A 9,551-nucleotide genomic window follows, 5' to 3' on the forward strand; every position below is an offset into this window, starting at 1 on the left:
GCTGGCGCAGTGCTTCGAGGAAGGCAGCGACGACGTGCGTCGGCGGCGTGTAGCGCCACTGGCCGGTTTTGTTGAGGTGCGCCCACTGGGCGTGGACATCGAGCGACAGCGAATGGCTCCTGCCTTTGGCAGCCTCCAGCTCGCTCTTGCGGGCGATGATGAAGCCGAAGCCCGGAACGCCCTCGATGCACTTGTTGGCGGACGAGACCATCGCCTCATAGCGGATATCGTTGACGTCGAGCGCTACGGCGCCGAAGGCGCTCATGGAATCGACCAGCAGCTTGCGACCCTTGGCATGGACGGCTTGCGCAATCTCGGCGACCGGATTGAGGATGCCGGAGCTGGTCTCGCAATGGATGGCGATGACATGGGTGATATCAGGGTCGGCCGCGAGGGCCGCCGCCACCTCGTCGCCGCGCGGCGGCAGATAGTCGCCCTTGTCGATCAGCGTGTAGGCGCGGCCGAGATAGTGCATGGTCTGCGCGGCGCGCAGGCCGTAGGCGCCGTTGGCCAGCACCAGAACCTTGCCATCTCTGGGCACAAACGAACCCAGCATCGCTTCGACGCAGAAGGAACCGCTCCCTTGCATCGGCACGCAGTCGAACTCATCGTTCCTGTCCCCGGTCAGCGCCAGCAGGCGGCGACGCATATCCGATGTCATGGCGCGGAAGTCGCCGTCCCACGATCCCCAGTCGCGCAACATCGCCTCCTTGACCGAATAGGCCGTGGTAAGCGGCCCTGGGGTCAGAAGATACGGCTCGCCCAGCGCCGGACTGGCCAGCGGCTCCGCGGCAAATTTCGTCTCGGCGAGCATGTTGTCCTCCGCTCGATCTGCGTTCGATGTGGCCTTATTCTTGGCCTGAATGATCTATTTGTAAAATCGTTATTTTGTATCGATGTATCGATTCTAACGATGGCAAAGATTGCCACTCGCCAGCGGAGAATGTCACCCGTCAGGCCAGTGCAGGAGCCCTCCCTTCCGCTGCCCCTCTCGCCAGCCGGCTTTCGAGCAGATCACCGCTCTGCGTCAGCAGCGGATAGGCGACAGAAGCCATCAGCGAGTTGATTTCCTTCAGTGCCCGCACCGCCTCCAGATGGATGTCGCTGGTGTCGATGCTCTGCGGCATTCCCGATTGCAGGCGCTTGAGGTGACGGTCGTGGCTCGTGCGTTCCAGTCTGCGCATATGCTCCTTCTCGACGACGAGTTGCCGCGCCGACTCGAGATCGCTCGACACCAGCACATTGAGCGCAAGCTGCATGTTGGCCATGACACGGTTGTGAAGCCCGGCCAGTTCGCTCCAGCCGTCGCGTGAAAAGCGCAGGTTCTTGTCACGCAGCTCCTGGGTGAGCACGAGCAGGTTCTTGGCGACGATATCGCCGGCGCGTTCGAGATTGATGGCGAAGTCGGTGAGCTCGATGCCGCGCTGCGCCTCGGCCGCGCTCATGCTGCCGCGATTGACTTCGGCAATGTAGAGCTTGATCTCGGTGTGGGCGCGGTTGACCTCCTCATCGAGTTTTTGGGCTTGGCGTATCTGGTCGGCGGTGCCGGCGTCGAAGAAATCCATCACCGGGCGCAGCATCACCTCGACGACTTCGCCCACGCGCAGCAACTCGCGGGTCGCACTGGCCAGAGCGAGACCGGGTGTGCGCATGACGGTGCGGTCGAGCGCGCTGGTGCGGCGTGACATCAGGTCCCCAGCCTCCCCTGCCTTTGCCGCTGGCCTGTCGGGGATCAGCAAGGTGGCGAGCTTTTCCATCGTGCCGGTGAACGGCAAGCAGCCGATGACGAGTACCAGATTGAAGGCAAGGTGCAGGTTGACCAGTTGGCGGCCTTCGGTTACGCCGAACAGATGCGCCGGGAAGGTCACGGCCTGAAGCGCAAACAAGGCGGCGAGCGCCGTCGTGCCGCGAAAGATCAGATTGCCAAGCGGGACACGGCGCGCCTCGACGGCATCGCCGCGTGTCAGCCACACCGCAATCAGCGCACCACCGCAATTGGCGCCGAGGATGAAGAACAGGCCGACCTCGACCGGCAAGACGCCTTGCGCGGCAAGCGTGACGAACAGCAGGATCGCCGCTACGCTGGAGTGGATCAGCCATGTGAACAGGGCAGCAGCGGCGAAGGCGGTGAAATAGTCCGCGCGCAGGTAGGAGATCACCAGTGGCAGCAAGGTGCTCTGCCGCATGGGTGCGGTCGCCTCGCCGATCATATGCAGCGACAACAGAACGAAGGCGACGCCCATCAGGATGCGTCCGCCCTGCTTGATGCCGCGCGCCTCGAACTTCAGGGCCATGGCGCCGCCGACCAGGATCAGCGCCGGCACCAGCCAGCTCAGATCGAACGACAGCACCTGGACGACCAGAGCGGAACCGAGGTCGGCGCCCAGCAGGATCGCCAGCCCCGCCGACACCGAAACCATGCCGCTGACGGCAAACCCGGCCGCCAGGATGGCGACTGCGGTCGAGCTTTGCAGCAGCACGGCAAGCACGGTGCCGACGCCCGCCGACCTGATCCGCGCACCCCGCGCCTGTCTCAGCGCATCGCGCAAGGCAGGGCCGCAGGCGCGCTCGACGCCCGTGCGCACCATGTGCACGGCCCAGAGCAGCAGCATGACGGCACCCGCCAGGTGCAGCAGGATGATGGAAAATTGCATAGCGACCTCCCGGCCAACGGCCGGCAGAGACGTCGACCCACACTCAGGCTGATGGCTGCCTAAACATAAGTCAAATCGTTCATTTCTATCTTTTCCCAAGCTGTACTTATGATAGGATGTTGGCGATTTCAGAAATGTCGGAGGCACGTAAGATGCGCTACGTCCAATTGCGGGCCTTTCACCAGGTGGCCATCTCCGGTGGCTTTTCACGCGCTGCCGAAGCGCTCTTCCTGACCCAGCCGGCGATCTCGGACCAGGTGCGCAAGCTCGAGGAAGAGTATGATGTGCTGTTGTTCAACCGCAACAAGAAGCAGGTCACGCTGACCCATTCGGGCCAAAAGCTGCTCGAGATAACCCACCGCATGTTCGATACCGAGCAACAGGCGCTGGAGTTGCTGACGGAGTCGCGCGCGCTGCGTTCCGGCACGCTACGCATCGTCGCCGATGCCGCACATCATCTGCTTCACATTCTCGGCAGCTTCCGGGCCCGCTACCCCGGCGTGCAGGTTTCGGTGCGCGCCGGCAACACCGAGACGGTGATCAGCAGCCTCTACAGCTACGATGCCGACATCGGCGTGCTGGGCGAGGTGCCGACAGGGCGCGATTTCGAGGTGCTGAAACTCAACTCGACGCCGATCATCGCGTTTGCATCCATCGACCACCCGCTGGCCGCGAAAAAGTCGCTCACCCTCAAGCAACTCGCGCAGGAATCGCTGGTCATGCGCGAGCGCGGTTCGAAGACGCGTCAGAAACTCGAAGATCTCGCAGCCGCCTCGAAAATCGAACTCAGGCCGGCGATCGAAGCCGAGGGCCGCGAAGCGGTCCGCGAGATCGTCGCATCGGGCGCCGGCATCGGCTTTGTCTCGGCGGCCGAATTCGGCCAGGATTCGCGGCTGGTGCCGATCACCATCGATGCTCCCGAGACCCTGATGGACGAAGCGCTGATCTGCCTGCGTGAACGCAGCGGCGGCAAACTGGTGCGGGCGTTCCTGGATATGGCAAGGTCCATGTCGGCGGATTAGGCGGCAGCGCGAACCTCCACCACATCAGCCTTCACCCGCTCCGACTTCGGATCGTAGGGGCTGCGCAGATGTGCTGTCGCGGCATGGCGAACGCCGGCAAGGTCGATCTCGAAACGACCACCGGTGAGAAACGCAGCATCGACGCCCGCCTCGTTCTCGATCAGCCCGAGCGCCACCGAGCGGCCAAGCGTGTGGCCGTAGGCGGCCGAGCGGACTTCGCCGACCGGCTTGCCGTCGCGCAGGATCAGTTCGCCGCCCCACAGCATCGGCTCGGCATCATCGAGCGTGCACAGCACGACGCGTCTTGCCGGTGCTGATGGCTTCGTCTCAACCAGCGCGTCGCGGCCGATAAAGTCACCCGGCTTGTCCATCGCGACGGCGAAGCCAAGCCCAGCCTGCCAGGGATTGATATCTGGCGTCAGCTCACGACCCCAGGCGCGAAAACCCTTTTCGATACGCAAGGCGTCGAGCGCGTAGTAACCGGCATCGATCAGGCCAAACTCGCTGCCAGCCTCATGCAGTGCCTCATAGACGCCGACGGCGAATTCGGTCGGCACGATCAGTTCCCAGCCCAGTTCGCCGACATAGGTCATGCGGTTGGCATAGGCGGTGGCATAGCCGATATCGATATCGCGGATGGTGGCGAAGGGAAAGCCGGCGTTGGAGAGATCGGCCGAGGAGAGTTTGCCCAGCAGATCGCGCGAGCGCGGCCCCATCAATGCCAGTACCGCGTAGGACGAGGTGACATCGGTCAAGATTGCATGCGCGTTGGACGGGATGTTTTTGACGATCCAGTCGGCATCGTGGATGGCTTGCGCCGAACCGGTGACGATAAGGAATTTCTCCACGCCAAGCCGCATCACGGTGAAATCGCTTTCATAGCCGCCACGTGCATTGAGCACGCCCGTATAAACAGACGTACCGACCGGTACGTCGATATTTCCGGCGCAGATCCAGTTGAGCGCGGCGCAGGCATCGTGGCCTTGCACGAGGAGCTTGGCGAAAGAGGTCTGGTCGAAGACGGCGACGGCTTCGCGTGTCGCCTTCGTCTCGCGCTTGACCGCCTCGTGCCAGTTCTGACGGCCGAAGGCATAGTCGTTTTCGGCTTTTTCTCCCGGTGCCGCGAACCAGTTGGCGCGCTCCCAGCCCATTTTGGAACCGAAGCAGGCGCCCTTGACGGCGAGCCGGTCGTAGAGCGGCGACCGGCGGAACGGCCGTGCGGTATCCAGTTCGCGGTTCGGCCACGGCATGGCGTAGTGCAGGCCGAGCGTTTCCTTGACACGGTCATGCAGCCAGCGCGGATTGTTGTTGAAGGGGGCGAAACGCCTGATATCGACCGGCCATAGATCCATGGTCGGCGCGGCATTGACGATCCATTCCGCCAGCGCCCTGCCCGCACCGCCGGCGCTGGCGATGCCCATCGAATTGAAGCCGGCGCCGACATAGAAATTCTTCAGCTCCGGCGCCTCGCCAAGGAGAAAATTGTTGTCCGGCGTGAAGCTCTCGGGACCGTTGTAGAATTTCTTGACCTCGGCCTCCGCCAATTGCGGTACGCGGACCAGCGCGTTTTCCATCAGGATCTCGAACTGATCCCAATCGTCCGGCAACAGCGCGAACTCGAAATTTTCGGGAATGCCATTCATGCCCCACGGCTTGGCGTGCGGCTCAAAGCCGCCCATGACCAGGCCGCCGACCTCTTCCTTGAAGTAGATAAAACCGTCGGGGTCGCGCATCACGGGCAGGTCCGGATGCACGCCCTCGATCCTGCCGGTAACGATGTACATGTGCTCGGCCGAATGCAGCGGCACCGAGACACCGCACATCAGCCCGACCTTGCGCGCCCACTGGCCGGCGCAATTGACGACGATCTCGGCGGCAATGTTGCCGCGATCCGTCTCGACACCGCAGGCGACACCATTCCTCTGGCTGATACCAGTGACCTTGACCCGCTCGATAATTTTCGCGCCGCGATTGCGCGCACCCTTGGCGAGCGATTGCGTGAGATCGGTCGGATTGGCCTTGCCGTCGCCCGGCAGCCAGACGGCGCCGACCAGATCGTCGGTCGCCATGACCGGCCATAGATCCGCCGCCTCCTTCGGCGAAATCACGTCGATGTCGACGCCCTGGGCGCGTGCCGATGCGGCCGTGCGCTTCAGCACCGTCATGCGGTCGGCGGTCCGCGCCACCGACAGTGAGCCACAATTCTTCCAGCCGGTGGCAAGCCCGGTCTCGGCTTCCAGCTCGCCATAGAGCTGCGTGGAGTATTTGATCAGGCTGGTCATGTTGGAGTGACTGCGCAACTGGCCGACAAGCCCTGCGGCGTGCCAGGTGGTGCCACCGCTGAGTTGCCCCTGTTCGAGCAGCACAACATCGGTCCAGCCGAGCTTCGTCAGGTGATATGCGACCGAGCAGCCGATGATACCGCCGCCGACGATGACGACGCGCGCCTGGGTGGGAAATTGGTTTGCCATGGGAGATCCTGCCGTTTTGACACGAGCCGGATCATAGCAGTCGAATTCCAAATATCAACACAAAATGCCACAAAATATCACATCAAGATGCAACCATCAGCTCAGGCCCCTTGCGCGCAAGCGCTTCGGCGATGTCGGCCTGCGGCTTCGCATCGACGATCACGCCGGCGGCGTGCTGAAAATTCGGGATCCTGAGCGGCGTCAGCTTTGCGAACTTGCTGCTGTCGAGAACGAAGTAGGTTTTGGCGGCAAGCGCGATCATGCGGCTGCGCTGTTCGGCGCCGGCGCGGGTGAAATCGGTCACCTCGCCGTCGGGCGACAGCGCGCCACCACCGAGGAAGGCGATGTCGACGCGAAAGCGCGCCATGGCTTCGAGCATGTCGATGCCGGAGGCTGCTTCTTCGCCGGGATCGACTTCGCCACCCAGCATATGCACGCGCATGCCTGAGACGTGGCACAGCAGAAGCGCGATCGGGAGGCTCGCCGTGCAGATGGTGAGATCGCGCAGGTCGGTCATGGCTTGTGCGACGGCCAGCGTGGTGGTGCCGGAATCGAGGAACACCACCATGCCGTCCTTCACAAGACCGGCAGCTATCCTGCCGATCGCAGCCTTGCCCCGGGCATTCTCCTGGCTGCGCAGGCTCATTGCCGGTTCGCTCGGCTCGAAACGGGCAGCGCCGCCATGGACGATGCCGAGCTGTCCTTTATCCGACAGCAGTTTCAGGTCGCGGCGGATGGTTTCGCGTGAGACATCGAAGAACCCGGCCAGCTCGGCGACACTGACAGACCCGTGAGCGCCCAGCCGCCGCAGGATCTCTTCGTGGCGACGTGGAGCAAGGGCGCGCGCCGGCAGGCTGCTGTCGGGGGACATGATGATCCTGGATCGAGTATCGATGTTGCAATATGTGGCAGTGATCGCGCGCAGAGGCAACCGGAGCTCAAGCCACGCCGTCAGGATTTTCGCGACAGGCCATCTTCCCTGATCGCGCTGACCAGCGTCTCGCTTCCCTCGCGAAGATGCCGCCTCAGAATGCTTATGGCCTTGTCCTCCTTGCGCGCCCTGCAGGCGGCCAGCAGGTCGCGGTGCTCCGTCTGCGAGCGGCTGCGATAATCCAGGTTCGACAGGAGGATGCGGACGTAGCGATCTGCGGCATTGTGGTGCGCCTCGATCAGGCCGAGCAATCGACGGTTACCGCAGGCGTCGTAGAGAGCCAGATGAAAGGCACGGTTCAGCGCACCCCATCGGCCGACATTGCGCTCCGCGTCGATCTGGTCGAGCACCTGTTCCGCCTCGTCGAGCTTCGCGCCGGCGAGGTTGGGAAGCGAAAGCCGCACCGCCTCGCATTCAAGCAGTTCGCGCAGTGCGTAGATTTCACCGATCTCGGCGCCGTCCATCCGGGCGACCTGCGCGCCTTTTGTCGGATGGATGGAAACAATGCCTTCGGCTTCCAATTGGCGAAGGGCGTCACGAATTGGCATGCGGCTGAAGCCAAACTGCTCGGCCAATTCGTCCTGGCGCAGCGGAGTGCCCGCCTTGATGGTTCCACCGGCAATCGCTTCGCGCAGGACATTGGCGACCTGTTCGGCCACGGTTCGCGGCCCCTGCATCACGCTTTCCGCAAATCCTTGCAATCGATGCTCCCGTTTGACGCGGCGCTCAGCTTAACGGATGTAGGTATCCTCGTATACGCAGTATCGGCAACGCCCCAAGGGTTCGCCGCACTATTCCGACGGTCTCTGCCCGGGCTATTAGCCACTCAACCAAGGGTCTGCCGCGCTTCATCCCGAACGCTGGAAGGCGCCACGCCATAACGCTTTCGGAAGGTGCGGTTGAAGTAGGAGATATCCCCGAAACCGACTTCATAGGCAGTGGCGCCTATCGAAAGCGTTCCCGTTCCCCGCAACAGCAGCTTGCGCGCCTCGGCCAGGCGCCGTTCGAGAAGATATCTCGAAAATGTCGTCCCTTCGCGCTGAAACAACTTCTGGACATATCGTGGTGTAACATCGAGGACAGCGGCCACAGCGGAAATGCTCAGATCGCCATCCCCCAGGTGATCATCGATATAGCGTTTAACAGGGTGCAGCCGGTCACGTTCCACCGTTGATGGGGTTTCCAGATAGGCGACGACGAGCGGAAGTATTTCGTTGAAATGGGCATTGGCCATCTCCGCCTCGTTGGCAGAATGCGGGCCACGCATCAACAGATAAGCGCCGTAGGTGATCAGAAGCTGGAGCGGAGGAAACGTTCTCGGGATCGGTCGCAGCATCAGCCTGGAAAGCGTCTCGCCGGAAACGCGGAAAGCGGCGCCGGGCAGGCTGCCGCAGTCCAGCCTGCCCCCTTCCGGCAGATACCAGTCGTAGGCCATCTCACCGGATACAAAGAGGAAATCTCCAAGCGCGGCTTCTATCTTCCGTCCATCCTGCTCAACGACCAGCGGACCTTCCATGCTTCGCAACATGAGCACCTTGTCCGAACCCGGCATTCCAATCCCCCGCACCCGTAACGGCGAGGGCGGGAAGAAACACGTCATGACGTTCAGATCGGCGAGGCCACATGTCACGCCACGCACGGCGGAGAGGACACCCAGCCCTGTTTCGATCGCGACCTCCCCGATGACCGTTAAAAAATGGCCGGCGCACAACCGCTCGGCTTCCGCGTCGTCGTGACCCGACATGTCGAAGCTCACCGGGCTGATCCCGCTGGGGTTGGTCGACCTGTGATATAACTGCAACATTTTCAATTCGGATCGTCGGAGTTCGTTTTCAGCAGTGCCGGCTTCGCTTCACTCCAAGCGCGCCATCGCCCTGATCGATAACATGAGTAATTGAGACATATTTAATCGATCCGGGAAAAGGGAGCCAGCGATTTGTGGCCCTCAATGCCTTTGCGGCACCCGAGGGGCCAATTTGGAGTGCGACTATGCGGAATGAACTGATCGCGGGAACTTGCCTCGCACTGCTGCCACTTGCTTTCACGACCATGCCCGTGCAGGCGCAGAACACTGGAGATTCGGCACCCGCGATACAGCTGGAAACAGTGTTGGTGACGGCGAGCAGAACGGAGCAGCCGATCTCCAGCATTCCCGGGTCCGTCCAGGTCATCGAGGCTGATGAGCTGGCACAACAGCTCAAGCTGACGAGCGACCCGGCGACCCTGATTTCCAAGCTGGTTCCCGGTTTTTCGATCGCAAACCAGACGATTTCAGGTGCCTCGGAAAGCTTTCGCGGTCGCGGCGTGCTGATTCTCGTCGACGGCATTCCCCGCAACACCCCGTTGCGTGACGTTTCACGAACGCTTTCGCTTATCGATCTCGGCAAAGTCGAGCGCATTGAGGTGGTCAACGGGGCAAGCAGCCTTTACGGCTCCGGCGCGACCGGCGGCACCATCAATTTCATCACCAGGC

General features: G+C 62.4%; 8 protein-coding genes. 2 read left to right on the top strand and 6 right to left on the bottom strand.

The features are described from left to right. Both EN984_RS11720 and EN984_RS11725 read right to left on the bottom strand, forming a co-directional pair. A partial coding sequence (locus EN984_RS11720; protein ID WP_127383749.1) for a 2-aminoethylphosphonate--pyruvate transaminase occupies positions 1-814 on the bottom strand: 814 nt, incomplete at its 3' end. A gap of 139 nt (positions 815-953) precedes the next feature. Next, positions 954-2,654, bottom strand: a complete 1,701-nt coding sequence (locus EN984_RS11725; RefSeq protein ID WP_127266986.1) for a Na/Pi cotransporter family protein — start codon at positions 2,652-2,654, stop codon at positions 954-956. Between the two features lie 152 nt (positions 2,655-2,806). On the opposite strand from EN984_RS11725, the gene EN984_RS11730 reads away from it, so the two are divergent. After that, a complete protein-coding gene (locus EN984_RS11730) occupies positions 2,807-3,676 on the top strand; it encodes a LysR substrate-binding domain-containing protein (protein ID WP_127266992.1) in 870 nt (289 codons plus the stop codon). Here EN984_RS11730 and EN984_RS11735 read toward each other — a convergent pair. The 4 genes from EN984_RS11735 to EN984_RS11750 form a co-directional block, all read right to left on the bottom strand. After that, on the bottom strand, positions 3,673-6,147 hold the full coding sequence (locus EN984_RS11735) for an FAD-dependent oxidoreductase (protein WP_127266985.1): 2,475 nt from the start codon (positions 6,145-6,147) through the stop codon (positions 3,673-3,675). The two genes, EN984_RS11730 and EN984_RS11735, sit on opposite strands and share 4 nt — an antisense overlap. Positions 6,148-6,229: 82 nt before the next feature. After that, complete coding sequence (locus EN984_RS11740) at positions 6,230-7,018, bottom strand: DeoR/GlpR family DNA-binding transcription regulator (RefSeq protein ID WP_127266984.1); 789 nt, start codon at positions 7,016-7,018, stop codon at positions 6,230-6,232. A gap of 80 nt (positions 7,019-7,098) precedes the next feature. Beyond that, positions 7,099-7,755 carry a GntR family transcriptional regulator gene (locus EN984_RS11745; protein WP_127266983.1) on the bottom strand — a complete coding sequence of 219 codons (657 nt, stop codon included), beginning with the start codon at positions 7,753-7,755 and terminating at the stop codon, positions 7,099-7,101. A gap of 149 nt (positions 7,756-7,904) precedes the next feature. Continuing rightward, positions 7,905-8,834 (bottom strand): AraC family transcriptional regulator, encoded by a 930-nt coding sequence (locus tag EN984_RS11750; protein WP_164748649.1) that lies wholly within the window; start codon positions 8,832-8,834, stop codon positions 7,905-7,907. A gap of 293 nt (positions 8,835-9,127) precedes the next feature. Between EN984_RS11750 and EN984_RS11755 the strand changes: the two genes are divergently transcribed. Next, positions 9,128-9,551: TonB-dependent receptor plug domain-containing protein (locus EN984_RS11755; protein WP_164765442.1), on the top strand; the 424-nt coding region annotated here is incomplete at its 3' end.

The organism is Mesorhizobium sp. M7A.F.Ca.CA.004.12.1.1, assembly GCF_003997835.1.
Taxonomy (GTDB): Bacteria; Pseudomonadota; Alphaproteobacteria; order Rhizobiales; family Rhizobiaceae; genus Mesorhizobium.

Excerpts from the sequence above, each read along its gene's own strand:
- EN984_RS11745 (WP_127266983.1), bottom strand. The coding sequence starts at position 7,755 with ATGCAGGGGCCGCGAACCGTGGCCGAACAGGTCGCCAATGTCCTGCGC.
- EN984_RS11735 (WP_127266985.1), bottom strand. The coding sequence starts at position 6,147 with ATGGCAAACCAATTTCCCACCCAGGCGCGCGTCGTCATCGTCGGCGGC.
- EN984_RS11725 (WP_127266986.1), bottom strand. The coding sequence starts at position 2,654 with ATGCAATTTTCCATCATCCTGCTGCACCTGGCGGGTGCCGTCATGCTG.
- EN984_RS11730 (WP_127266992.1), top strand. The coding sequence starts at position 2,807 with ATGCGCTACGTCCAATTGCGGGCCTTTCACCAGGTGGCCATCTCCGGT.
- EN984_RS11740 (WP_127266984.1), bottom strand. The coding sequence starts at position 7,018 with ATGTCCCCCGACAGCAGCCTGCCGGCGCGCGCCCTTGCTCCACGTCGC.